Raw genomic sequence first — 25,793 nt, 5'->3', positions numbered from 1 at the left:
CTTATATTTGATGTACATCAATTGTCGTAAAGGTTTGGAGTTTTGCACCGAGAACTAGACTAGTTTCCGGTGCGAAACTAAATTTTCAAAAAACGAGGATACGGATTTAAGATGTTTCTAGGAACTAAAACCAAGGTTTTTAGGCTTTATAGAATGAGCTTTCTGAGTTTCGCACCACGAACTAGACTAAAAGCGATATGAGAGAACGCAAATCAAATGGAATTAGAGGTTAAAAATATTCTCAAGTCAGCCTCAAAGCATCCGCGACCTTTAACTTGGTATAAATTATACTTCAACTACTATAAATATGATTTTTAAAATTATTGATGTTGCATTATTTCTCCTGCCTTCACAAAAAGGATTTGTGAAGATTTTAACCATTGGGAATCAAAAGAACCCAAATGAGTAGTAGTAATCAAGGTTTGAAAACGGTCTTGAATGGCATCAAGCAATTGATTTTGGCGGGATAAATCTAGTTCGGCAAGAACATCATCTAGTAATAGTAATGGTGGCTCTTTGACGACTTCTTCAATTAATTGTAATTCAGCTAATTTTAAGGCTAGAACCAGCGTTCGTTGTTGACCTTGAGAACCATATTGACGAGCGGGTGTCTGGTTAATAGTTAATTCTATTTCGTCTCGATGCGGGCCGACAAGAGTAGTGCCTTGGTGCATTTCGGCGATCGCTCGTTGCTGAATTTTTGCTAAAAAAGCTTGCTGCACTTCTTCTGGCTGGTTATCCTCTAAAGGAATATTCGGCAGGTACTTGATTTGGAGAACTTCTGTACTGCCGCTAATACTGGCGTGCCAAGCACTAGCAATAGGAGCTAATCTTTGAATGGCGCGATCGCGTCGTCTAATTACCCTAGTTCCTGTGGTCGCTAACTGTGCATCCCACAGCGCTAGTTCTGATTGTAAAGACGTTGCATCCAAGGTCTCTACATGGCGTTTTAAAAAGGCATTGCGCTGGCGTAATACATGGTTATACTGCTGCAAAATGTGAGCATAAACTGGTTCTAGTTGAATTAATAATGTATCTAACCAGTTGCGGCGACCTTCGGGGCCGCCGCGTACTAAGTCTAAATCCAAGCTGGAAAATTGGACTGCATTGAGAACGCCAAGAAAGTCCATTTGACGGCGGATAAATTCACCATTGAGAGCAACGCTACGGCGACCATTACGGCGCAGGGTTAAGGTCAGGTCGCTAACACCTGTTTGTCGCTCAAGGGTGGCATCAATTTGGGCTATGGCTTCCCCTTCTTGAACTAAATCGCGATCGCGGGTGATGCGGTGCGATCGCAATGTCGCCAGCAACTCCACCGCCTCCAACAAATTCGACTTTCCTTGAGCATTATTACCTACCAAAATTGTTTTGGCAGCATTAAACTCAACCTTTTGGTCTTGATAATTGCGAAATTGTCGTAGATTTAGAGTTTTGAGGTACATAAGGAACACAAGGAAAGGAGAAATAGGAGAAAGGAAGGAATAGATACTCTAATTTCAATCAGGGTTATCTCGGTTGTTATTATGAACTTCCATAAAATATTTTTTTCCTTGTGTTGGCAGTAGACTTTTGCAAGTGAGAGCTATCACTACGAAGGTTAGACACGGTTATAGAAGTAAAATTGTAGAAGTTCAACACAAGAAAAATGACTGACACATCTGAATACTTCCCTAACCGAATAGACCGTATTGAACAAATAATCTTGGGGTTGGCTCAAAGACAAACTAGTACACAAGAACAATTAGACAATTTAACTATTAGACAAGCTAATACTCAAGCACAACTGGATGAACTAAGCCAGGAAATGAGAGAGCTTACCAGTAACGTTGACCGTGTTCTGGGTCGTAGCGCGATTTTGGACGATGTGTTACTTGAGTTACGTGATAGCCATGAACAACATCAGCGTAATTTTGAAGAACATCAGGGCACTACAAATCCTGCATTACCAAGTCTTGAGTCTATATTGTTGCAGTTGATTAGAAATAATTCTTGAAATGCGATTGTTGGAGTTAAACCAATTCGCAATTCGCAATGACACTCCTACGTCGCTAACACTGCGCTAACGCAATTACGTTTTTTGACGGAGATTTAGACCCCAACACAAAACGTGCTGCCTATAGAGATAGGGGACTTAAACCCCTAAAGTCTGTTAATGACCGCATCTTAAAGACTACTTTAGAGTATCGTCTTTAGATTGTGGCAATGATGTACGCTCTGGCTTAATAAGCGTACTAATAGCCGCTATACCTCCCCCTACGCTTGCAGCCAGAGGTATATAAGCCGGGTCTTTTGCCGCCAGTGCGACCGAAGCTATCAGAGAGACTGTCAAAGAAGAAATGATAAGCTTGATATACATCTTAGTCCTTTTTTACATGAAGAAGGAATCAGGCTTAGTGATTAGCAGTCACTAAGCTTTTATTAGCATTTAAGCAAAAACACTTCTGAATAATGGGACTTAAACTTTTTTTAGGCAGAAACAAGCCTCAAACCCATACAGGACAAGGAAAATACACCCTTTGCTCAAAAATGCTTGAATATCAAGAAACTAGGCAGAACGATGTCAAAGTCTCTCTGTATATACATTTAAGTGTTTTTTCTGGCTACTTTTTGTCTAAGTCCCAATAATAGAAATGGTTGAACCTCTATTTAAAGCTTGCCGGAAAGCTTGTTTAGCCGCAAGTATGCTCCGAAGTTCAGCGTTGGTGAGTGTTGCAACGCCTCAATCTCCATCATCCATGCTCTCACACAGCTTTCTTGCCCATAATCCGCAAAAATATCTTCTCCGCTTCAATCCAGACAAACATTAAGGCACTGAAACCAATACAAACTCCCAACTCTTGCATATTCAAGTAGTGAGTACCAAAGAAATCTCGCAGGGGTGGGACGTAAACTAGCATCAACTGCAAAATCGTGGTGACGACAACAGCCGCTAGTACAAAGATATTGGAGAAGGGATTCATCTCTATGGCCAGTCGGTTGTTGGAGCGAATGGCGATCGCATGACCCATTTGGGCAATACACAAGGTAGTAAATACCATTGTTTTCCAAGCATCACGATTGCCCTGATACTCAGGGGCATGAGTATGTTGATAAGCCCACCACATTAAGGCAATGGTGATGATGGCAAAAATGATCCCAATGCGAATCATGTAAGAACCCAATCCCCTTGCAAAAATACTTTCGCGGGGACTAAAAGGCGGACGTTGCATGACATCCGGTTCTGGAGGTTCCACAGCTAATGCCAAGGCTGGTAAACCGTCTGTTACCAAGTTCATCCACAAAATTTGTAAGGGGGTAAGGGGAACGCCTCCCAAACCAATTAAGGGTGCAGCTGCAATTGTGATAACTTCACCAATGTTACTGCCCAAGATGTATTTAATAAAGCGGCGGATGTTGGTGTAAACAACTCTACCTTCCTTGGTGGCGCTGACAATGGTGGCGAAGTTGTCATCAAGTAACACCATGTCACTAGCTTCTTTACTGACATCAGTGCCAGTAATGCCCATCGCAATACCGATGTCGGCTTGTTTGAGGGCTGGAGCATCGTTGACACCATCGCCTGTCATCGCCACAAATCTGCCCCGGCGTTGCAGTGCTTGGACAATTCGCAGTTTGTGTTCTGGGGAAACCCTAGCATAGATGCTCACCAAGTCAACATTTTGCTCTAGTTCCTGGTCAGTCATCCGCTGCAATTCTTGACCTGTAAGTAGCCTATCGCCTTCTTGGGCAATTCCTAAATCGGTGGCGATCGCTCGTGCTGTTAATTGATGGTCGCCAGTAATCATCACTGGGCGAATACCAGCTTCTCGGCACTCCTGTACAGATGCCCTGACTTCTGGGCGTGGTGCATCTAGCATTCCCACCAATCCCAGCCAGACTAAATCTTGCTCAGATGTTTCGTCTGAACCTTCTGGGGGAATCTCTACTAGCGGTTTGTAGGCAAAACCTAGCACCCGTAAACCCTTACTCGCCATCAGGTCATTTTCTGCCAAAATTTTCTGGCGTTGTTCTTCACTCAAGCGGCCTGTGTCATTACCCAAATGAATCTGAGTGCAACGTGCCAAGATTAATTCTGGAGAACCTTTGGTAAACATTAAATAAGGTTCCGATTGCAGAAAACTGGCGATTGCTGGGTCAACGCCTCTTGAAGATGCTTCACCTGTGGCGACTCCCTCCACCTGAGCAATCACGCTCATCCGCTTCCGTTCTGAGGAAAAGGGGAACTCACCAACGCGAGGTAATTTACTGTTCCACTGGTCTTTTTCAATTCCGGCTTTTCCCGCCAGGGTGATTAATGCCCCTTCTGTCGGATCTCCCAAAATTGCCCATTCCCCTTGTTCTTTTTGCAACACTGAATCATTACAAACAGCACAGGCGACTGATAAGGCGGAGATTTCTGGAGACTCCTCTAGGGAAATTTTTTGATCATTGAACTGAAAGTCTCCTGTGGGGGCATAACCTTGGCCGGTGACGCGAAAGGTTTTGTTATTGGTGGAAATCGATTGCACCACCATTTTATTTTGAGTCAGGGTGCCGGTTTTATCAGAACAGATGGTAGTTACAGAACCCAACGTTTCCACTGCTGGCAATTTGCGAATCAAGGCATTTTGGCGCACCATTCGCTGGGTTCCCAGTGCCAAGGTGACGGTAATTACAGCTGGTAAACCTTCTGGCACCACAGCAACCGCCATACTCAAGGAAACCTCCAAGAGTTCTTGGATGTTTTTAAAACCTCCGTCCTTGAGCACACCGCCGATAACAACGATCGCCACAAGAATCAAAGAACCTGTAACTAGGACGTTACCCAGTTGAGTCATCCGTTGTTGTAACGGTGTCGGCTCACTTTCCACCGCCTGCAACATGGTGGCAATTTTGCCTAGTTCTGTAGTCATGCCGGTGTTCGTCACCAGAACCTTGGCACGTCCTTGGACTACTTCAGTTCCTTGAAAGACAACATTGAGGCGATCGCCTAATGATGTTTCTTCAGGCAATTTTAGTGATGCCTGTTTATTCACCGCTTCCGCTTCACCAGTCAATGCCGACTCACGCACTTGTAAATTAGACTGTTCGATCAAGCGTCCATCTGCGGCTATCTGCATCCCAGCTTCCAGCAGCATTACATCCCCTGGAACTAGTTCCTTAGCTGCTATCTCCACCAGTCTGGCGTCGCGGAACACCCGCACTAAGGGAGAAGTCATTTTTTTCAAAGCAGCCAGGGCTTTTTCGGCACGGCTTTCTTGGACGTAGCCGAGTATGCCATTGAGGATGACAATTGCTAAAATCGCGATCGTATCTTTAAATGGCACTTCACCGGGCTTTAATCTTCCCTCCCGCAAAGCCATCAGGTCTAAAAACCCAGAAATGAGAGCTACGCCAATCAGCATCAACAACATAATGTTCTTGAACTGATCGAGCAGAATTTCCCAAGCACTACGGCCAGCAGTTTCTTCAAGTTCGTTGGGGCCGTATTTTTGCAACCTTTGTTGAATATCTTCGGGTGTTAAGCCACTGTCTGCGTTACTATCAAGCAGGTCTAGCGCTTTATCAACTTCTAAACTATGCCAAACGGCGGCACCTTCAGGCTGAGAATTAGCAGACATCGTGTAGGTCACAGCAAATGGTTACAAAATTCGATCATAATTTAGTGATGGCAGGAATTCCATCTTCTAAAGTTACATTAAGCCGATCGCCCAGTTGTATGAGTGTATATGTAATTCTTAATATTTGTAAATTCCTCCTCTTTTCACATAGTATTATTTCTCACGAAAGAGTTTATCGGAACACATTGTACCGATAATTATTAGTACCTCGTCGTAAACGTGGCGATCGAGAACCACTAATTGATGTACTTGGTAAGAGCAACGCCCATTGTGGGCAGTCTTTTAACTCAGCACTCTTCATCCACCCCAATCGGGGGAGCCATTGCTCGACGAGGATTTTCGATCTCAAGCAATTGGTGTGACGACGGTAAAACCGTTTGAGTCATGTTTCCTCCCCTACCTAAAGGTGAGGGTTTTTTACACTTACCACAAGGTTTTATGAGTTTTGCACTCCCCACTTTGACCGTTAGCCAGATGTTTGGGCAAAAAACAATTCGACCGCTTACTGCTGCTACCCTGTGTGGCATTACTTTCATTAAAGATAGACTGATTGCTATTGACAGTATAAAAGGGCATCTACTGGAGATCGATCCCACCTCTGACAACAGCAAAATTCTCAATCCCCATCAAGTTGAAGAATTTATCGATGTCACTGGTCTAGCGGTGTGGGATGATACCCTGTGGGTGAGCCGAGAAAATAGTGTTTACTCGTGCAAGCTCAACGCTTTGGATCTGGAACATTTTGTAACATTGCCTTATGCCGCTGATGGCGTTGCTGTCTGGGAAACAACAGTTTATGTTAGTTGCCAAAGGCTGGGCTACATTCTGGTTTTTAACCGCGAAACGCGAAAAGAGATTACCAGATTTTATGCCCCTGGAGTTGGGATAGAGAATTTGGCAGTCAACCAAGAAATGCTATGGATTTGCGATCGCATCGAACAATCAGTTTACGCGATGGACAGGGCCACGGGAGAGCTGCAATTCAGCGTCCTGACACCTTTTGAATGTCCTACAGGTATAGCAATCCATAAAAATGACGAAACAGGCAAAGAAAGTATTTACGTCGCCTACGCCTCAGAGGAACCTTATATCCGGGATAACCCCAATGCCGATCCGAGTCATGAGCTAACATTCCGCGATCGCACTTTTATTCATCCTCTGTATTATCATTACCAGCCAGATAAGCGCTACGCTCTCTCTAACGGCTATCTGATTGAAATGTCTTATGCTGAGGAAATTGCACCCTTAGACGAAGTTTATTTACCCGATGTCGAATGGCGCATCGCCCTACCATCGGAAACTGAGCGTCAAAAGGTGAAACACGTTGAACCCATTGGTATACCCTTCACCGAAGAAGTGGTAGAGGGGCAACGTGTAGCAGTCTTTAAATTTGATTCTCTAGCACCAGGAGAACGGCATATATTTGGCTGGAAAGCACTTTTGGAAGTTCGAGGCATTAAGTATCGCATCACACCCAGAGATGTGGAAAATATACCCAATCTGTCCCCAGAATTACAAACACGCTACCTAGTGGACGACGACGATTTAGCAATGGATACTACCATTGTTCGCCGTGCCGCTAGAGAAGCGATTGGTTCTGAAACCAATGTGCTGCGGAAAATGCACAGCATCCGCAACTACGTTTATGATCAGTTATCCTACGGTATTAAACCTTACATTGACACGCCAGATACAGTTTTAGAACGGGGCGTTGGTTCTTGTGGCGAATATGTCGGCGTTTTACTTGCCTTATCCCGTTTAAATGGCATCCCCTGCCGTACCGTAGGCAGGTACAAATGTCCTGCCCATAGTGACTTACAAGGAGTACCGCTACAACCCGACTTTAATCATGTTTGGCTAGAATTTTACGTCCCAAATTTCGGCTGGTTGCCAATGGAATCAAATCCTGACGATATAGGTGAAGGTGGGCCTTATCCGACACGCTTTTTTATGGGTTTGTGCTGGTATCACATTGAAATTGGCAAAGGCATCACCTTTGAAACCGTGACAAGTCAAGGTGCGCGGCTAACCAAAGAAGATATCCCCATTGGTGATTTGGCGATTAATCATATCCGGTTCACAATTCTTAAAGAACTACCACCCTTTTGAATTAGGGCATTGGGAATTGGTGAAAGACCATGAGAAAGTGAGTAGGGTGTGTTATGCCGTAGGTTAACGCACCTCAACACTCTCTGATTAACCACTATTTTCGTCTACTTCTAAGGGACTTCCAAATAAAAAAACATCCCAAATTTTCTTGTGGGATAGGTGTCCTCACCCGTCCCATATTCAGGAGGGGCAGGATGCCATTGGTATCAAGTTAAGAAAATTAGAGTCTTGTCAAGTGGGTAAGCTGATGCGCGTCTAGATTGTACATCTTTGTAGTTAGACCGTCCTTTGTCATTAGTCATCTGTCCTTTGAAATACAAATGACTAATAACGAATGACCAATGACAGCCTTCTCCTGAAGGAGACGCTGCGCGAACACGATTAAATATACAAATTAAATGCGTAACAGCTTAAAACTCAATGTCTTTGACCCAACTGTTCCTCTTTAGATTTACTTTATAAATAGCCTCTAAGCCGAAACCAAATCATTAGGAACCGCTCGTCGAATAACTTGAAATCGTCCACGAAGTTGTTCCTCAACAGTGACAATTGTAATTGCTACTTCGCTAGCGTCAATAATGTTTAGGCGACGAGCAATTTCTAAATTTCCTCTATCGAAAAGAGCGAATCTTTTTTCAGCGTGGAAGACATAAATCACGAACTTTTCAAGCATAATTCGTGATGTGTTTATGAGGAGCTCGTGAGATTTTCTGAAGGGCCTATGCTCTGCTCTCGATTGTTAAGATATTCAATCGAGAGCAGAGCATAGGCGTTTACGCTTTTAACCAATAGATTAAGTCGAGTTTGGGGATGCCTACTTTGATATAACGGCTAAACCAATGAAGTTACCTTTAGGTACATTGGCGATTTGAGTTGCAACGCCAGTAGATAGGTTAATAGTGTAAAGAACTGAACCAGACAGTGCATAGCCAGTATTTTTGCCTTGTGCATTTGTAAAGATGTCGAACCCGCTTATCGGTGCAAAGTTAACACCAAGCTTGCCGATCGTTCTGAGAGTGCCATCATTGGGTGGGTTTTGCAGTACTAACACGTCAAGATCGTAATCAATGCCAAAAAGTTGAGTTGATGTGGCTCCAGCAACCGAATTTGTGTAACCGACAGCGGTAATGTTGGGGTCAGCTGTGGCGTTGACATCATCAGTAGCATACGCTAGGGTTTTATCGACAATGACTGCACCAGTATCTACATTGGTGCGAAAATTTTGGTCATTACTACCTACTATCCGTAAGCGGTCTGGTACGGGATTGAAGTCAAATCCTGACTGAAATCCTCCATTAAAGCTGCTAGATAATTTGCTCACCAACGTAGCCTGACCAGTTCTAAAGTTAATTGTGTATATGTTGTCAGTATCTGTGACACCATAAAGCACACCATTTGCTGGACGGAAGTCAATACCTTGTAAGTTGCCGTCAATTCCTTTGACTTGAATTGCTTTAGCAAATCCACTCGGATCTATATTTACAAGAGTATTATTTGAGGTTAACCCAATGAATCTTAAGGGCGACCATTTGCCTGTAACATTGATTTGAAGGATATCAGCTAATTGGATGATCCCAACGTTAGCTGAAGTTTTGTTAGCACTCAAGCCAAGACTTACAGTGAGTACAGCAACTACAAGGGCAATTTTACGTGTGAAAAAACCTTTCATCCTACACTCCAAAATAAGATTTTCTGATTTTGATTCAGCAACGATTTATCCTTTCCTAAAAGGATTAATGGTTAAAGTTTACTGATAACTACAGATTACACTTAAATCATTTTTTACAGATTAAGAAAAAATTAATTTTGTCAATTACTAGTACGCTTAACCTGTCAAAAATGCATTAAATAAGAGTTTATTTAATATTTTATAGAAAAGATCCTACTTTTCCTACTTAACCCACTTTCTATTGTTAGTTTTGACACGATACTGTGGAAGTTCCAAAATAGATGCGATCGCTTGTTCTTGCCGATAAACTTTATTTTGGCATTTATAACAACTATTGCGCAGATTGAAGAACGGCTTTACAAAATCCAATTGTCCAAAATTAAATTGGGTACTTGACAAAAGTCCCGATTGTTCCGTGTAACCAAAATTCCATTTACCGAGAGAGCGATCGCCGCAATCCGTAAATCCTGCCGACCAACTTTAATCTTTTGATTGATTAGATTCGTATATAATGCTTGTACTTCAGGAGTGAATCTTAAAACATTGAAGCTTTTCAAACTATCAAACGTCACCTGTAGTTTCTCATAAGCCGAAACCAAATCATTAGCAGTCGCTCGTCGAATGACTTGAAATCGTCCACGAAGTTGTTCCTCGACAGTAACAATTGTAATCGCTATTTCGCTAGCATCAACAATGTTTAAGCGACGAGCAATTTCTAAATTTCCTCTCTGAAAAAGAGAAACGCAATCAGTATCGAGAATCCAAAGACTCAACTTGCTTCCCTCTGCGTACCAGAATCTGCTGCATTCTCAGTAGCATCCAATTCTTGACGATACTCTTGAATATACTGCTGAACTACGTCAAAGTCTGGATCATCTTTAAATACTCCTGCAAATTTCATCCAAGGTCTTTGAGATTGCTCAGTTTTAGGTAATTTGATTTCCATCGGAATTACTTCAACTTTGTCCATTCGCTGAACTAAAAGCTGTTCTAGCATCAAGAGTGCCTGTTCGCGGGTTGCTGCTTCAACATGATACTGTGGAAGTTCTAAAACAGATGCGATCGCGCTACCATCTTCTCTAGTTTCCAGTAAAATATTGACTTTTAAATTTGCAGTCTGTGATTCTGCTAAACTATTGATTTCCATAAAATTTGGACTATCACTCATCTATTAGAATCATAGCTTCAGCCTTGCTAATTATTACTGCATTCTATCGATTGTGCGGTACTGAATCGCCTCCGCTACATGATTGGCTTTTAGCTCATCATCACCCGCTAAATCTGCAATAGTCCGGGCTACTTTCAAAATGCGATCGCTTGCTCTTGCCGATAAACCTAATTTTCTAATTGCTGCTTCTAATAAATTGCGGCTAGCATCATCTAACTTGCACCATTTCTGGAGATGACTACTTTGCAAATGGGCATTGCAACGCAGATTTGCTTCTCCTTGGAAACGAGTAATGGCGCGATCGCTTGCTTGTTGGACTCGTTCGCGTACTGATATTGATGTTTCTCCCGTCGGTTGTTGGGTAATTTCTTCTGGTTTCAAGCGATTCACCGCAACTTGTAAATCAATTCGATCCATCAACGGCCCAGAAAGTTTTGCCCAATATTGCTCGCGTTGGCGGGGAGAACAAGTACATTGTTGAATAGTATCGCCATAGTAACCACAAGGACAGGGATTGGTACTCGCCACCAAAGTAAACTGTGCGGGAAACATTACCGATAATTTGGTGCGGGAAATTGTGACGTAGCCATCTTCTAGAGGTTGGCGCAGAAATTCCAACACATCTCGTTTAAATTCTGTGAGCTCATCCAGAAAAAGCACACCTCTGTGAGATAATGAGATCTCTCCAGGACGAGGGAAACTACCACCACCCACCAGAGCAGGCCCAGATGCCGAGTGGTGGGGACTGCGAAAAGGGCGATCGCGTACCAATGTACCACGATTTTTCAATAAACCAGCTACCGAATGAATGCGAGTCACTTCTAAAGATTCAGCAAAACTCAACGGCGGTAAAATTCCCGGTAAGCGCCTTGCTAGCATCGTCTTCCCACTACCGGGCGGCCCGACAAAAATGAGATTATGCCCACCAGCCGCAGCAATTTCTAAAGCACGACGCCCATGAGCTTGTCCTTTGACGTCATGCAAATCTGCGCCAGGGTAGGATACTGTTGTTGTTTGTGTTGTATTATCTATCTGCACAGGTTTATAACGCCCCGGATTATTTAAAAAATCTACCACCTCAGACAGATGTTTGCAGCCGTAAACAGCCAAATCTTCAACCACTGCTGCTTCTTGGGCATTATCAGCAGGGAGAACTAAACCTGCAATTCCCATCTTTTGGGCTGCTGCTGCGATCGGTAATACACCAGCCACAGGACGCAAACCGCCATCCAAAGAAACTTCGCCCAAAAATAGATAATCCCCTAACAAATCAGCGCTAACTTGCTCAGAAGCCGCCAAAATTCCCACACTAATAGGCAAATCGAAACAGGGGCCTTCTTTGCGTAAATCTGCCGGAGTTAAATTAATTACTATCTTTCGCATCGGAAAGGCAAAGCCAGTATTTTTCAGAGTTGCTTTGACTCTTTCTCTGGATTCTTGAATCGCTGAATCTGGCAGTCCCAAGACAACTATTCCCGGTAATCCCCCTGACACATCGACTTCCACGCCTACTTTGACGGCATCGATGCCCACAATTGATGCACTCCAGACTCTAGCAAGCATTGCTTATATAACAGTAAACCTTTAGAATCTCTAGCAGATGAGTTGGTAAATTGGCATTAGTGAAATCACATAGACGATTTTTCTGAATTACAGCAGTTTTCATCCACATCTGTTGTCAGAAGCGGGTGCAGTGGGTTGTGGTGGTGCGATCGCACTGGCGGCTGCTAATCGTAAACTTACCTTAGAATCCCTGCGTCAAGTTTGTGATACTATTTTGCGAATCACCAGCATGGTAATTTTTATTCTATTTGGCTCCACAGCTTTTAGTTTAGTCTTTCGGGGATTAAATGGCGATCGCTTCATGTTCGATGTTCTCGCCAATCTCCCAGGTGCTATAGCAGTCGAAGCATAGGTTAGGACTATGTTGGTTGCTGAAACCTTTGATAATACTGAGTTTCTACTCAGCACGGGCTAAACGCCCCGCTTCCGCTAACAGCACGGGCTAAACGCCCCGCTTCCGCTAACAGCACTTTGCTATAAAACTGGCTTTTTGGTTGTCAGTATGGCGGTGGTATTTATCCTGGGCTTTTTTATCGACTGAATATAACAAATCGCTGATCCAAAACGGCGCACAGAATGTTATAAACTAGCTCTATACATTTGGGATATAACATTTGTGGTTGTATCTAACCAACCAATAAAATCTAAGACAGCAGAGACAGCAGTTGGTGGCTGAGAAATGAGTGTATCTTCCTCGATCAAACGTTCAAAGTCAATTTTAATCTCTTCTTTGCGTTCATTAACTCCATCACCCTCGTAAAACTTGACGCCAGCTAGTTGCATAATTTTGATGATTTCCTGTGCCAGAATTCCATAACCAATAGTGGTAGGATGAATGCCATCCAGGGAAAATAAACCACCTTGTAAGCGACCCTGTGAGTTAGACTTAAAAAACTGTGAGTTCGGTTTGGGCTGGAGTGCATCAATTGCTGGGGGGAAAGTATATTCAGTCCACCAGCTGGGGCGTGCTTGTTCATCCTCAATATAACGTCGTACAGCTAAACGATCTAGCAAGGCAACAGTTTCAAATAAGTACCAGTCTTTCCCTTGCTCTCGACCTTTACGTACCGCATCTACAATAGAGTTGTTGTACTGATCAATAACGCTATCGATTGCTCTAGCCTGATTCGCAGTCAAGTGGGGATGCCGTTTCGAGTCAAAAGTCTCCTCATTAAACCAAAATGGGGCGTAGTAAGGGAAATAGCGAGAACCGGGCTTTACTTTTTGACCATTTTCATCTTTATTAATACCACGAGCAAAAGGAGCGATTGTCACATGGGGAACTGTTCCCCAAATTACGTGGCGGGCTTTAATTTGTTTAACTTTCTCCACAATCATGTCAAGTTCAGCTTTAAAATGACTGGGAAGCCATACAGTATATTTGTCATTCGTTGCCATGTCCTGAAAATCTTTACCAGACCACTCAATGTGAAAAGTTAAAATACTTCCCAGGGCATTGTTGGCACCGATCAAAATAATTAGCGTTTCAATGCCATCATCTTGGTCTGTCTCTATATTTTCTTCATGGCTTAACTGGATTGCAGCTTCTAGAGGAGTTAAGGCCTTTCCCAAAGAATCGCGTGCATTATTTAAAACCCACAATGTTGCTATTTCACTAGCATTTTCTGGAACTTGTTGAAGAAAATTAGCATTATCTTTAGGAGGAATTGTCTGGATAACTGTTTCGGCGATATCTGCGGTGCGAGATAAAGTATTCCTCAGATCCCATCCATATACAGCTAGGTTATGGTTGAATGACCCTGTTACTGGGGCCTGTTTTCCTTGACCACGTTCCCAATAATTCTTTATTTCATTAAAATAACGCCATAACCACGGTACAACAAAAGCTACATCTAAAGCATTAATGCCATCTGCGACCTGAAATCGATTACTTAGTTCTCGTACAAGCCTTTCCAAGTTCATTGGTAAACCATCTCCTGGACTGGCATAGGTTGGATAGCGAAAATTTTTATCCCATCCCATTTCACGGGCTATGAGCATGGGATAAGACAATTTAGTGTTAAAAATAGCTCCACTTTGAAATCCATGAGTTAAGGAGTCCCCAATTGTTACTAGTCGATGCCGAGGGCTACCTTCTCGATTGACAGAGACTGGAATTCCTAAAGTTGGGTCTTTTTCTGGTTGACGCGGTTCTGTACTCAAGACACTTTTTACTTCCTCTGGGGCGTTTTCTAGACCCACCAGCATGTCAGGCGTTACTGGATTGTTCATAATTATTCCTTAAAGTTCGAGAAATTGTTTTGAGTTTAAGGAGAAAAGTGTAAATATATGTTGATTATGCGCTTTTACAGATTTTAGTGTAATATTCCTCTTGTAGAGGTAAACAATCTCAACAATTAGCATTTGGTAAGCAACTTCAAGAAAAAGTAGCAGCTTAAGCATTGTACTAGGAAATTAGAGTAGCAACAGTTGCAGTGGCGATCGTAACTGTGTTAAAAACCTCTCGGCGTTTCATAATTGTTAGTGATTTAAATTGCAGAAAATTTAGACTGATAGAGAATATTTATCAGGTTTTTGGCAATTTTTTAGTTTTGGGTACTAAATTAAAGACGATAGGGACGTATAACTATGCGTCCCTATTGTGTAATCAAGTTTTAGATGCTGTAACTTTAGTTTTGATTACCGCCAATGTTGAGGTATTTTCAGATTTTCCGGTAGGATAGTTGTGCGATCGCCAATTGCTTGTTCAATCTGCTGTGATTCTACATTTTCCAAGCCACTCAAGTTTGCTCCACAGAGGTTCGCTTCTTGGAGATTAGCTTCTTGGAGGTTAGCTGTACTCAGTAATGCACTTTCTAGATTAGCGCCAGCCAGTTTTGCCCTTTGCAAGTTACTACCAATCAGGTTTGCATCTTGGAGATTGCTACCCTCGAAGTTGACTTCTTCCAAGTTGGCATCACAAAGGATTGCTCCTTCCAAGTTGGCATCACAAAGAACTGCTCTTTCCAAGTTGGCATCACAAAGAACTGTTCCTTCCAAGTTGGCATCGTAAAGGATTGCTTGGGAAAGGTTCGCTTTTCTAAGAATTGCGCCTTGGAGATTGGCTTCTGGGAGGATTGCTTTTTGCAGGTTGGCTTCATAGAAGATTGAGCCACAAACACAGGTAACAGATAAGTCTGCTTCAGAGAGGTTTACTCTGGTAAAATTGACCCATTGCAAGTTAGCCCCGACAAAAATTGCTCTAGAGAGATTAGCTTCCGTTAAGTCTGCATTGCTGAGGTCTGTGTTGCGTAAATCGAGTTTCTGATTGACTGGATCTTTATATGAGTCGCGTCTTCCAATGACAGTTAAAGCTGTTTGAATATCTGTAGGAAGTTTTGATGATTGCAGTGACTCATTCTCATATTCCCTATTCACCGGGGCATTCTCACGGATAAAAGCAGCGAGGATTTCCATGATTGTCCAATGATCTTTTGGAGAATCTTTGGCAATTCGTTCTAAAGCATAAATTGCGGCAAATCGCGTTTCAATCTTTTCATTCCCCAGTTGTTCAATCGCTTTAGAAAAGCGTTCGGAAACAATTTCTTGTGGAGTTGGTTGTGTCTGATTGATACAATTTACGATATTGTTATCCCAAGCTAGTGTTCCAGCTAGGAGTTGCGTTAACAAGCTGTGATTCTCATCTAGAGAGAGTCTGGAGGTATAGTAAGCATTCAAAATTAATGCCAATCCGCCAATAATGATGGCAATCGTTGTTAATGCTTGAGTGATGTATTCAATTTTTTCTTGATTTGAAAATCCTTGAATATTTTCAAAAAATAATATAATTAGAGTAAATGATAAAATAAATATAACTGAGACAAATCCCAACAAAGTCATGAGTCCATTGGTCTTTATGAAAGACATGTCATAAGTCTTCATATCCGACTCCTTACGGAAATAAATTTAGGTTGATTCTAAGAGTATCCGTAGAGTTATGATAGAGTACAAACACGGATAAAATTGGTGAAATATTAAATCTACTAGATAAAAATTATCTATATAACAATTCTGAATCATTCACGATCGCCAAGATTATCGACTTTTTAGAGAAGTCAGGGATCTGATTATTCACGAATGATTAGACATCTGGTGCAGTTAAATATGCGTTAAGAACTTGTAAAAAATAAATTATCCCAAATTATTTGGAGATTTGTAGGGCGCAATACTGTTCGGTTAAGGCAAGAGACGCGATGAATCGCCGTCTCTACAATAATCAGTCTTTCGTCTTGACGGCGATCGATCGTGTCTTTGCGATCTATAATTTTCATCAAAAAACCTTAATCGAACCGTCTTGACACAACATTTTCTGCATCACCTGAAATATTTCAGGCATTAAAAAGACTATATTACTTGTGAAAAATAGTTTGAAATCTGTAACATTAAGCAAGTTCATCTAATTACTCAGGTAGATAACAAACCCTAAGTAGATTGGACTAAGTTAGAAATCGCTATAAGCAATTCCTCTGGTGCTACAGGTTTAACAATGTGCTGTTGAAACCCTGCTCTTAATGCGTACTGCTGATTGATTTCGCCTGCATAAGCAGTCAGAGCGATCGCCGGCATCTGTTTTCCTCCGATTTTTGCCTCCAGAGTCCGCACCTGTTGCATCAGCATATAGCCGTTCATCTCTGGCATTCCAATATCGCTGAGTAAGATATCTGGTTTTGACTGGGTTAACACTTGTAATGCTTCATATCCTGATGCTACTGCGGTGACGATCGCGCCAAACTGTTCGAGTACAAAGCTGAAAAAGTCGCGGGTATCATCATTGTCATCCACAACCAGCACTTGTAAACCCATTAGGGGAGAAGAAGCAAAAGCGGCAGTTGAGGAATCAGTTTTTGTATCATCCTTGATTGTTGTACTGTCCTTGATGAGCGGCAACCTAACTGTGAAAATCGCTCCTTTGCCCTCGCCAGGACTTTGTGCCCCAACCGTTCCCCCGTGCATCTCGATCAAGTGACGAGCGATCGCTAAACCTAATCCTAATCCACCAAACCTTCTAGTTGTTGTACTATCACCCTGACGGAAATAATCAAATACATGAGGGAGAAAATCAGGATCAATGCCTTTACCTGTATCGCTGACGGTAATCTGCGCTTGAGCGTCAATGCGCTGCAATCGCACATTTACTTTTCCCTTAGTCTCAGTAAACTTGATGGCATTCGATAGAAGATTCCAGAAAACTTGCTGTAACCGGGCTGGATCGCCCAAAACTTTCCCCACATTTGGATCGAGCATCGTCTCAATCTCAATGGTTTTAGCCTCTGCTGCTAAATGCACTGTTTCCATTGCAGCTTCAAGGGTAGATACCAGATCGATTGGAATCGTGTTGAGGCTGAGTTTACCTTGGAGGATGCGAGAAACATCTAGTAAGTCTTCAATTAGTTGAGCTTGTAATTTGGCATTGCGCTCAATAGTTTTCAGTGCTTTCTTGAGCGCTGCCTCATCAAATTTCCGGCTCTGCAACAGTTTTGCCCAACCGAGAATCGGATTCAAGGGCGATCGCAATTCATGAGAAAGTACCGCCAAAAACTCATCTTTGATTCGATTAGCAGCCTCGGCTTCCGCCCTGGCTATTTGTTCGAGTTGCAAAAGGCGATCGCGTTCTGATTCGGTGCGTTTGCGATCGGTGATATCAGTTAGCATGGCGATCGCACCTAAGAACTCATTTTGTTCACCAAAAATCGCTCTAGCAGAAATCAGTGTCCAGATGTACGAACCATCTTTGCAGCGCAATCGACCTTCTTTAAGATCGCTCCCTTCTCGCTTCAGCCATTCCAGTTTCTCTTCGGCTGCTATCCCATCAGCCCGATCCATAAAATCAAATATGGAACAACCGAGCATTTCTTCTGCCGTATAGCCCAACATCTGTGACAACCGCTGATTCACGTACTCTGTTCGGGCTTCAGAGTCAATCATCCAGATTCCCTCATAAGAGGTATCAACAATTCGGCGATACTTGGCTTCACTCTTTTGTAAAGACTCCTCTGCTTGCTTGCGCTTACGCCGTTCTTTAGCTTCCCGCAATGCTCGTTGCACTGAGGGAACTAACCGCCCTAGTCGTTGTTTTAATACATAATCGGTTGCACCCTTTTTCAAAGCTTCAATCGCTAATTCTTCACCCAGCACCGCAGAGACAAAGATAAAAGGAACTTCAGGACAACGATTTCGAGCAATTTCCAAGGCCGAAATTCCATCAAAAGATGGTAGGGCATAATCGGCAAGAATTAAATCGAAAACCTCTGTTTCCAAAGCAGCTAGGAAATCAGCACCGGTTTCGACTCGGATCAGTTGGCAATTAATTCCCGCTTCGGTTAATATCATTTGGGCAAGCTCTGCATCTAACGGGCTGTCTTCCAAAAGCAGGAAACGTAAGACATTCATTAGTTGCTCTCCTTTTGAGGATGAGGTGCGGGAGGTAAAGCACCAACCGGAGGCTGATTGATCACCGCCCAAAACAGGCCAACACCTTTAATAGAATCGACAAAATCATGGTAATCTACTGGTTTGACAACATAGGCATTGACCCCTAACTCGTAGCAGCGAACTAGGTCTGGCTCCTCGCGGGAAGAGGTCAGTACCACCACTGGAATCACTCGCATTACCGGGTCAGATTTGAGTTGCACCAAGACTTCTAGTCCATCGACTTTAGGCAGTTTCAAATCGAGCAGCACTACAACAGGATACCCTTCCATTCGCAACCGAAACAACCCCCGGCGATAAAGATAATCTAGTGCTTCTTCGCCATCACGTACTACCACTACTTCATTGGCGAGATGGTTTTCTGACAAGGCGGCTAGGATTAACTCTGCATCGTTGGCACTGTCTTCAATTAGCAGAATTCGCTTCAGTTCTTTCATTCACTCTCCTTCTTGGACAATTTAGGCAGCGAGAAATAAAAGGTGGCGCCACTGTCAACTACAGCCTCTGCCCAAACTCGACCATTATGCCGATGAATAATGCGTTGCACGTTTGCCAATCCAACACCAGTGCCTTCAAATTGTGGGTCGCTATGCAGACGTTGAAATACTCCGAATAGCTTGTGTACATATTGCATATTAAAGCCTATGCCGTTATCTTGTACAAAAAAGATAACTTCGTTTTCATTGTCAATACTTCCAACAGTAATTTCTGCTGAGTTTTGAGTCTGGGTATATTTTACGGCATTGCCTATCAGGTTACGAAGCACCAGCCGCAGCATGGAGGGATCGCCCTGCGCTTCTGGCAGTGATTCGATGTGCCAATTGATTGTGCGTCCTGGGGTTTCTGCAATTAAATCGCGTTTTACTTCTTGTACCAATTCCTCTATATTGAGGTTGATGTAGCGCATTTCAGTGCGCCCCATGCGAGAAAATGTCAGCAATTCATCGATCAGTATTCCTGCCTGTTTGGCAGTATCGGCAATTATTTTCAAATAGCGCTGACTTGTTTGATCTAAGCTTGTTGAGCTATTGCGTTTCTGAAGCAATTCGACAAATCCGGCGATGTGGCGCAGTGGTGCCCGCAAGTCGTGAGAAACTGAGTAAGAAAAGGATTCGAGTTCTTTGTTGGCGGCTTCGAGTTGGGCAGTGCGTTCTTGAATTCGCTGCTCTAGCATTTCATTGAGTTGTTGCAGGGCGGCTTCGGCAACTTTGCGATCGTGAATATCGCTGGCAATGCCCACCCACTTGATAATCTGTCCGCTTTGATCTCGAAATGGTAAACCCCGGACAATATGCCAACGATAGCTACCATCAGAAACTTGACGAAAGCGAATTTCTACTTCGTAGTTTGTCGCGTTAGCAACAGCCTGCATCGAAGTTTTAAAAACGCGATCGCGATCATCGGGGTGAATGACATCAATCCAGCCATAGCCTGTGGTCTGCTTTATTGTCAGTCCGGTATAGTCTAACCAGTATTGATTGCAATAGGTAATACCACCATCGCGATCGCCCATCCAAATTGCCTGTGGCGAGACTTCTGTTAAAATTCGGTATCGCTCCTCGCTGTCACGTAGCGCTTCTTCTGCCAACTTGCGATCGTGGATATCAACACAGGAGCCGATATAGCCAAGAAACTCCCCTGTTGGTGTCAAGCGTGGCACACCAGTATCCAAAAGCCAACGGTGTTCGCCATCAAAGCGTCTGAGGCGATATTCCATTGTAAATTTTTGTTGGGCATCAAAAGCATTGATGTATGTATCTAAGCAACGCTGAAAATCATCGGGATGTACACCTTCAGCCCACCCATTGCCCATCTCTTGCTCCAGAGTCCGCCCGGTAAAATCTAGCCAGAATTGATTAAAGTAGTTACAAAGTGTGTCAGTGCCGGACATCCACACCAGTATGGGAGTAGTGTCTGCCATTTGGCGAAAGCGGGCTTCACTTTCACGCAACGCTGCTTCTGCCTGCTGGCGTTCGCGCAGCGCGGCTTGCTGTTCGCTAATGTCAGCGACTAACGCCGCATACCCTTCAACGATTCCCTGTTTATTAAACTGGGGAACATAAATGGCATTAATGTAGCGTGTGCCACCATCTTTATAAGAAACTTCACTTTCAAATGTTACCTGTTCTCCTGCTAGTACTTCTTCTACATAAGGACGAAGCACTTCATAGGCGGATTCACCCAATACTTCCCAAAGATGTTTCCCATAAACTTCTGCTGGCGGATGCCCAAACCACTCTTGATAGGCTCGGTTGTTAAAGCGGTAGCGTTGTTCTGAATCTATAAAGGAAATCAGAACTGGCAGCGTATCTGTAATTAAACGAAGTTCTGTTTCTCGTTGTCGCAGTGCTTCTTCTATGAGCTTACGGTTGGTGATATCGCGCCAGCAATCTATTGCACCAATAATCTCACCTTGGGAATCTCGAATTGGTACAACATTGGCGATCGCAGTAATTGTAGTACCATCTGGACGTTCAATGATGCATTCTTGATCGCGGATTGTTTCTCCATAGCGCGTAGCACGGTATAAAGGTAGTTGCTCTAAGGTGAGGGGCGTTACACCATCAGCGAGAAACAGATTGTAGAGCTGAACATAAGACTCAGAAGATATGCCAACGAGAGATTCACTTGGTTTGCCCAAAAGCTCTTGCGCGAGTTTGCTGTTAGCGATGATTGAGAAATCGGGGGAGCCACCAGTAATAGTAATTCCCTCTGGGACGTGTTCTAGGAGCATTTGTAAAATGCTTTGGGCAACTTCTGCTTGGTGAGAGCGATGCTGGGCTTCTGCTTGGGCTTGTTTGCGTTCGCTCAAGTCCAGAACAAAACCAATGATTGTCCGATCTCCCTGTTTAGCAAAACCAAGTAGAACGGGAACTAGAGAGCCGTCTTTGCGGATGTATTCCTGCTCAAAGGGCTTACAACTCCCAGTAATAGTCAGTTCTTGAATCGCTCGCTCACTCACCTCAGTGTATTCAAGTGGAACGATCTCGCCCCAGCGGATTCGACCAAAGCGCAAATCCTCGCGTGTATAATTGAGCATTTGTAGAAAGGCATCATTGGCTTCAACGATCAAGCCATTCAGATCGGCCACAATCACCCCAATAATATTAGACTCGGTTAAGCGACCAAACCGTGCCTCACTTTCGCGTAGTGAATTCAGGTTCGCCTCTGCTTGCCGTTGGGCTGTGCGGCGTGATTCGTTAAGCCAGCTGATTAACCCTGCTGTCAGCATGAACACTACCAAGGGAACTACAATATTCAGATTTGTAATGTTCAACGGATGGAGTAGCTTAAAAAAGAAGTAATTGACTGCCAAAGTAGACAAAAGGGTGGCAAGTAACCCTGGCCCTAAGCCACCGTACCAGGCACTCACCATTACCGCAGCAAAAAACAGTGCCGCAGGCGTTGGGGTGAGGTATGGATTAAGTAGCAGAGTTGCCCACAGGGCTAAGACAACGGATAGGAAAGCAACACCATAGTGCAGCAGTTTCTCTTGGATGAATGCGCCTTTGTCTCTAGCCCCAGCAAAGGTGTTTTGGGATTGAGATACCCTCGCCTTACGACTCATAACCCGACTCTGCTTCTGGAAAATACTGATTTAGCAGTCTTTTGCCAGGTTTATCTATCTTCCGTAACATTTCTTGTATTAGTTTTAGCGCTATCTGTGAAGGGACTGTATGCTCATTCTCCCAACGATTAACTGTTTTGCAGGAAACTCCTACTTTAGCAGCAAACTGTTTTTGAGAAAGATTGAGCTGCTGACGAAGTTCCCGAATGAAATCTAAAATTTCCAGCCGCTTTGTTACAGACATCTCTCTATTTTATCCCCATAGGATAATTAGCATAAGATAGGTGTCCTGTTTATTATCTCTTACTTAGAGAATGTTTTAAAAGTGATTGGTTGTAATTTTAGGCACTTGTTGATCCCCCCTAACCCACACCAGTCGATCCATCCCCAATCCCCAATCCCCAGCCCCTTTTACTTTTTAAGCATTTGCGCCCAAAATAGAAGAGTCATAGTGCTGTAGCAAATCTTCTGGATCATCATAAATTGCCAGCGCTCCCGACAGTTGTTGATCGTTAAAGCCACCGCAGCGCAAAGCAATCACACCTACTCCTGCTTTGGCGGCAGACTCAATATCGTAGGGAGCATCTCCTAGCATCACTACTTTATCAGGTGTCATTTGCCCTTTGTTCAAGGCGGCTTCTACAATGTCAGCAGCAGGTTTAGATGCTTCGGCATCATCGGATGTAGTTACTTCCGATAGCAAATCATCTACTTGGGCAATTTTGAGTAACATATCAAGTTCTTGAGAACTCGCTGAACTAGCAACGACCAGATGCAATCCCGATTTTTGCATCTTTAACACTAACTCCCTGCTACCATTGGCAGTAGTAATTTGCGGTCTAAATTTATCCAATATTAATTCTTTGCGTCGCTCGGCGATCGCTTTGCCAGTTCCTTCCTTAGCATTTAATTCTGGCACTACTTCGGGAATAAGTTGATCTCCACCCATGCCTATGAGTGGTCTGACTTTTTCAAATGGCACTTCTAAGCCATAAGCTGCAAATGCCTCTACCCAGGCTTGTGCATGAGTATCATTACTTAAAACCAGTGTCCCATCAACATCTAAAATAACTCCTTCTAATGCCATGAAAACCTCGGCTGACGTTTTATTTAATTGCTCATGATGACATGGCAAATAGTTGACTTCATCATCCGATCAGAAGAGAAAAGGGTTAGAGAAGAGAAGTGATGGCGATCACTTATAATTATCTGCAATTGCGCTTCTGTTCGAGACGCTTGGGCGATCGCACTAGTCCCGGAGGCGGATGCCTAAGAAAGCTTGTAGAATTTGTTAGTTAATAGGGTAGGTATCTTTCACCAAATCCCTAATTGGTAAGAGGTCAAGATGGTACAAACACCCACCAGTCCAGAAACCGAAACCCTATTGATTGAGTTGCCCAAATCGATTGGGCTGTATGTTACCCAACAACAGTTTGCTGCTTTAGCCGCAGCCAACCGAGACTTGAGACTGGAAAGAACCGCAGAAGGAGAATTAATAGTGAACCCACCAACAGGCTGGGAAACTGGAGAGCGAAATTGCAGTATTTCTGGAGAGTTGTATTTGTGGTGGCGTAATGCGGGTGAACCTGGTAAGGTCTTTGACTCTTCTACAGGCTTCATTTTACCCAATGGTGCGACTCGCTCCCCCGATGCCTCTTGGGTGAGTGGAGAACGTTGGCAGGCGCTGACTTCGGCACAAAAAGGAACGTTTGCTAATATCTGCCCCGATTTTGTGGTTGAGTTACGCTCTAGTTCAGATACCCTCAAGTCCCTGCAAGATAAATTGAGGGAGTATATCGACAATGGCGCTAAACTTGGCTGGTTAATCGACCCGCAGCAGCGACGGGTGGAAATTTATCGACTGGGTAAGGATGTGGAAGTGTTGAAGAATCCTGCTGAGTTGTCGGGTGAAGCGGTGTTACCGGGTTTTGTCTTGAATTTGCGACGGGTGTGGGATTGAAAGCATCTTGCTTGCTACGGGTTAATTAAATAGTTTTTATATAAGAAAATAATAGGGAAAATCCTGATGCCTTATAGTAAATTTACCCTCAGTAAAGCTGTAGAGGATTTTCAACTCACTATCATTGAAGGCTCACGCTTTCTGCCTGAAATTTCCCCAGTCAATCCAAGTTCTTTACTCAAAGATACACTGAAAGAAACGCTGCCTTGGGCGATCGCAGTCAGTACTGAAAAAGCGCGTTCTGAAGGTATTATCAATCCAGTTTTGTTAGAAGTCAAACGTCAGTTCAAAGGACAAATTAGTGTCTTTTCGGTGAAGAGTTCAGCGTGCAGCCAGAGGTTGATTTGACGGGTTATGTCGATTTTCTCATTAGTCGCTCTCCAGAGCAGTTGTTTATTAAGGCTCCGGCGGTGGTTTTGGTGGCAGCGAAGAAAGAAGACCTTAAACCAGCACTGGGACAATGTTTAGCCGAGATGGTGGCAGCTCAACGCTTTAATCAACAGAAGCAGCAGCCGATTTCAACCATCTACGGAACGGTAACGAGTGGTACAGTTTGGCGGTTTCTGAAACTAGAAGGGCAAACTGTTACGATTGACCTGACCGATTATCCACTGCCACCAGTTGAGCAAATTTTGGGCAAACTGGTTTGGATGGTGCAAAATGGCTGATGCAGGCGATCGCCTGTCCTACAATGGGAATCTGTTTTCAGGCGATCTCACAAAAATTTGCAATCAATCCTTGAGCAGAATTTAGAAACGTCGTAAGCGTAGACGATGCATCTGCTTGTTGTCAGGCATCGCTTCAAAGGTTTACTAGACCAAGGCTGATTTGAATTGCTCTATCTACTTGTGCGATCGTTTCTGGGTGCAGAATTCCCAAACGTTTAATCAGCCTTTGCTTGTCAATTGAGCGAATCTGATTGAGAAGTACAACCGAATCATCCTCTAAACCGCCTTCTGGCACTCTAATCAGCACTTCGGTAGGATACAAAGGTTCTGCAAACTTTGAGGTGATGGCAGCTACAACTGTGATTGGACTATGTTCGTTAGAAACATCATTTTGCAAGATTAAAGCTGGGCGTATTTTTTTTATCTCTGCACCAATAGTTGGATCGAAATTGACTAAGTATACTTCACCACGTTTGGGGTAATTTACTTTTCGTTTCGGTGGCACAATTCTTCTTCCAAATCAAACCACTCTTCTACTAAACCCAAATCACGTTCTGCGCGTTGGATGGCTCCCTCTTTTAACTGTTCTCTAAGATTGGCTAAGGTTTTTTGAGCAATATAATATTGCACAGCTTCGTTGATGAATCGACTGCGTTGGCGTAGCCTATCCTCTGGAGAATCGCCTTTTTCAATGACTTGATCGATTAGTTCAATTGTCTCATCTGGCAAAGTGATGTTAATCCGGCGACGCATAATTTTTCGTTCTGTTTTGCACGGCAATTTTATTGTAGACATTTACAGTGTGTACAATTGTGCAAAAAAAGCGTAGTTTACCGCCGTAGCCATCGGCTAAGATAATTCTAGAAAGTGCGAACCCTTGGCTCTTACTTGATATCGTCGCAGAGATGCTTGTCGCGATCGCTCAAATTCGGGTTATTCTGCAAATAATCATGCAGCCAATTGCAGCCCCGCACTAGCAATTGGTCGAAATTCTGCACGGGCCACAACCGCGCTGTGTTATCATCTGATGCCGTGGCGATGGTTTTGCCGTCCGGG

General features: G+C 43.5%; 20 protein-coding genes and 2 pseudogenes. 5 read left to right on the top strand and 17 right to left on the bottom strand.

Annotated features, from left to right (window positions below; all coding sequences use genetic code 11):
- Positions 1 to 320: 320 nt before the first annotated feature.
- Positions 321 to 1,445: a DNA replication/repair protein RecF gene (gene recF, locus RMY63_RS36950; protein WP_322733453.1), complete on the bottom strand. Its 1,125-nt coding sequence runs from the start codon at positions 1,443 to 1,445 to the stop codon at positions 321 to 323.
- Positions 1,446 to 1,648: 203 nt separating this feature from the next.
- Between recF and RMY63_RS36945 the strand changes: the two genes are divergently transcribed.
- Positions 1,649 to 1,996, top strand: coding sequence for a hypothetical protein (locus RMY63_RS36945; protein ID WP_322733452.1), 348 nt, complete (start codon positions 1,649 to 1,651; stop codon positions 1,994 to 1,996).
- Between the two features lie 748 nt (positions 1,997 to 2,744).
- On the opposite strand, the gene RMY63_RS36940 is transcribed toward RMY63_RS36945, so the two are convergent.
- Positions 2,745 to 5,603, bottom strand: a complete 2,859-nt coding sequence (locus tag RMY63_RS36940; RefSeq protein WP_322733454.1) for a cation-translocating P-type ATPase — start codon at positions 5,601 to 5,603, stop codon at positions 2,745 to 2,747.
- Between the two features lie 438 nt (positions 5,604 to 6,041).
- On the opposite strand from RMY63_RS36940, the gene RMY63_RS36935 reads away from it, so the two are divergent.
- A complete protein-coding gene (locus RMY63_RS36935) occupies positions 6,042 to 7,712 on the top strand; it encodes a transglutaminase family protein (protein ID WP_322733451.1) in 1,671 nt (556 codons plus the stop codon).
- A gap of 469 nt (positions 7,713 to 8,181) precedes the next feature.
- On the opposite strand, the gene RMY63_RS36930 is transcribed toward RMY63_RS36935, so the two are convergent.
- The 5 genes from RMY63_RS36930 to RMY63_RS36910 form a co-directional block, all read right to left on the bottom strand.
- A complete protein-coding gene (locus RMY63_RS36930) occupies positions 8,182 to 8,385 on the bottom strand; it encodes a hypothetical protein (RefSeq protein ID WP_322733450.1) in 204 nt (67 codons plus the stop codon).
- Positions 8,386 to 8,526: 141 nt separating this feature from the next.
- Positions 8,527 to 9,381 carry a DUF4394 domain-containing protein gene (locus tag RMY63_RS36925; RefSeq protein WP_322733449.1) on the bottom strand — a complete coding sequence of 285 codons (855 nt, stop codon included), beginning with the start codon at positions 9,379 to 9,381 and terminating at the stop codon, positions 8,527 to 8,529.
- Between the two features lie 356 nt (positions 9,382 to 9,737).
- Positions 9,738 to 10,154: a type II toxin-antitoxin system VapC family toxin gene (locus tag RMY63_RS36920; RefSeq protein ID WP_322733448.1), complete on the bottom strand. Its 417-nt coding sequence runs from the start codon at positions 10,152 to 10,154 to the stop codon at positions 9,738 to 9,740.
- A complete protein-coding gene (locus RMY63_RS36915; protein ID WP_322733447.1) occupies positions 10,151 to 10,549 on the bottom strand; it encodes a hypothetical protein in 399 nt (132 codons plus the stop codon). The genes RMY63_RS36920 and RMY63_RS36915 overlap by 4 nt, the downstream gene beginning before the upstream one ends.
- A 33-nt stretch (positions 10,550 to 10,582) precedes the next feature.
- Positions 10,583 to 12,112: a YifB family Mg chelatase-like AAA ATPase gene (locus RMY63_RS36910; RefSeq protein ID WP_322733446.1), complete on the bottom strand. Its 1,530-nt coding sequence runs from the start codon at positions 12,110 to 12,112 to the stop codon at positions 10,583 to 10,585.
- Positions 12,113 to 12,227: 115 nt separating this feature from the next.
- Here RMY63_RS36910 and RMY63_RS36905 point away from each other — a divergent pair.
- Positions 12,228 to 12,443: pseudogene (locus RMY63_RS36905) on the top strand (C4-dicarboxylate ABC transporter); the annotation flags it as partial.
- Positions 12,444 to 12,691: 248 nt separating this feature from the next.
- On the opposite strand, the gene RMY63_RS36900 reads toward RMY63_RS36905, so the two are convergent.
- From RMY63_RS36900 to RMY63_RS36865, 8 genes are all read right to left on the bottom strand, one after another.
- Positions 12,692 to 14,344 carry a hypothetical protein gene (locus RMY63_RS36900; protein ID WP_322733445.1) on the bottom strand — a complete coding sequence of 551 codons (1,653 nt, stop codon included), beginning with the start codon at positions 14,342 to 14,344 and terminating at the stop codon, positions 12,692 to 12,694.
- Between the two features lie 408 nt (positions 14,345 to 14,752).
- Positions 14,753 to 15,979 (bottom strand): pentapeptide repeat-containing protein, encoded by a 1,227-nt coding sequence (locus RMY63_RS36895; RefSeq protein WP_322733444.1) that lies wholly within the window; start codon positions 15,977 to 15,979, stop codon positions 14,753 to 14,755.
- A 242-nt stretch (positions 15,980 to 16,221) separates the two neighbouring features.
- The gene (locus RMY63_RS36890) at positions 16,222 to 16,383 is read right to left on the bottom strand and encodes a hypothetical protein (RefSeq protein ID WP_322733443.1); all 162 of its coding nucleotides are present in this window, start codon (positions 16,381 to 16,383) and stop codon (positions 16,222 to 16,224) included.
- 151 nt (positions 16,384 to 16,534) lie between these two features.
- Positions 16,535 to 18,502 carry a response regulator gene (locus RMY63_RS36885; protein WP_322733442.1) on the bottom strand — a complete coding sequence of 656 codons (1,968 nt, stop codon included), beginning with the start codon at positions 18,500 to 18,502 and terminating at the stop codon, positions 16,535 to 16,537.
- On the bottom strand, positions 18,502 to 18,978 hold the full coding sequence (locus RMY63_RS36880) for a response regulator (protein WP_094350408.1): 477 nt from the start codon (positions 18,976 to 18,978) through the stop codon (positions 18,502 to 18,504). Before RMY63_RS36880 ends, RMY63_RS36885 begins: the two co-directional genes overlap by 1 nt.
- Positions 18,975 to 22,109 carry a PAS domain S-box protein gene (locus tag RMY63_RS36875; RefSeq protein WP_322733441.1) on the bottom strand — a complete coding sequence of 1,045 codons (3,135 nt, stop codon included), beginning with the start codon at positions 22,107 to 22,109 and terminating at the stop codon, positions 18,975 to 18,977. Before RMY63_RS36875 ends, RMY63_RS36880 begins: the two co-directional genes overlap by 4 nt.
- The gene (locus RMY63_RS36870) at positions 22,099 to 22,353 is read right to left on the bottom strand and encodes a helix-turn-helix transcriptional regulator (protein ID WP_322733440.1); all 255 of its coding nucleotides are present in this window, start codon (positions 22,351 to 22,353) and stop codon (positions 22,099 to 22,101) included. The genes RMY63_RS36875 and RMY63_RS36870 overlap by 11 nt, the downstream gene beginning before the upstream one ends.
- A 174-nt stretch (positions 22,354 to 22,527) precedes the next feature.
- The gene (locus RMY63_RS36865; RefSeq protein WP_322733439.1) at positions 22,528 to 23,196 is read right to left on the bottom strand and encodes an HAD family hydrolase; all 669 of its coding nucleotides are present in this window, start codon (positions 23,194 to 23,196) and stop codon (positions 22,528 to 22,530) included.
- Positions 23,197 to 23,454: 258 nt separating this feature from the next.
- On the opposite strand from RMY63_RS36865, the gene RMY63_RS36860 reads away from it, so the two are divergent.
- Positions 23,455 to 24,069 (top strand): Uma2 family endonuclease, encoded by a 615-nt coding sequence (locus RMY63_RS36860; protein ID WP_322733438.1) that lies wholly within the window; start codon positions 23,455 to 23,457, stop codon positions 24,067 to 24,069.
- A 66-nt stretch (positions 24,070 to 24,135) separates the two neighbouring features.
- Positions 24,136 to 24,737, top strand: a pseudogene (locus RMY63_RS36855) (hypothetical protein).
- A gap of 133 nt (positions 24,738 to 24,870) precedes the next feature.
- Here the strand turns inward: RMY63_RS36855 and RMY63_RS36850 are convergent.
- Entirely contained in the window at positions 24,871 to 25,242 is a 372-nt protein-coding gene (locus tag RMY63_RS36850; RefSeq protein WP_322733437.1) for a type II toxin-antitoxin system PemK/MazF family toxin, read from the bottom strand.
- A complete protein-coding gene (locus tag RMY63_RS36845) occupies positions 25,221 to 25,532 on the bottom strand; it encodes a hypothetical protein (RefSeq protein WP_322733436.1) in 312 nt (103 codons plus the stop codon). The genes RMY63_RS36850 and RMY63_RS36845 overlap by 22 nt, the downstream gene beginning before the upstream one ends.
- Between the last annotated feature and the right edge of the window lie 261 nt (positions 25,533 to 25,793).

It is taken from the genome of Nostoc sp. ChiQUE01b, from assembly GCF_034531255.1.
Classification (GTDB): domain Bacteria; phylum Cyanobacteriota; class Cyanobacteriia; order Cyanobacteriales; family Nostocaceae; genus Nostoc.
Note: the sequence above shows the minus strand (reverse complement) of the source record. Positions and strands in the feature narration are given on the sequence as shown.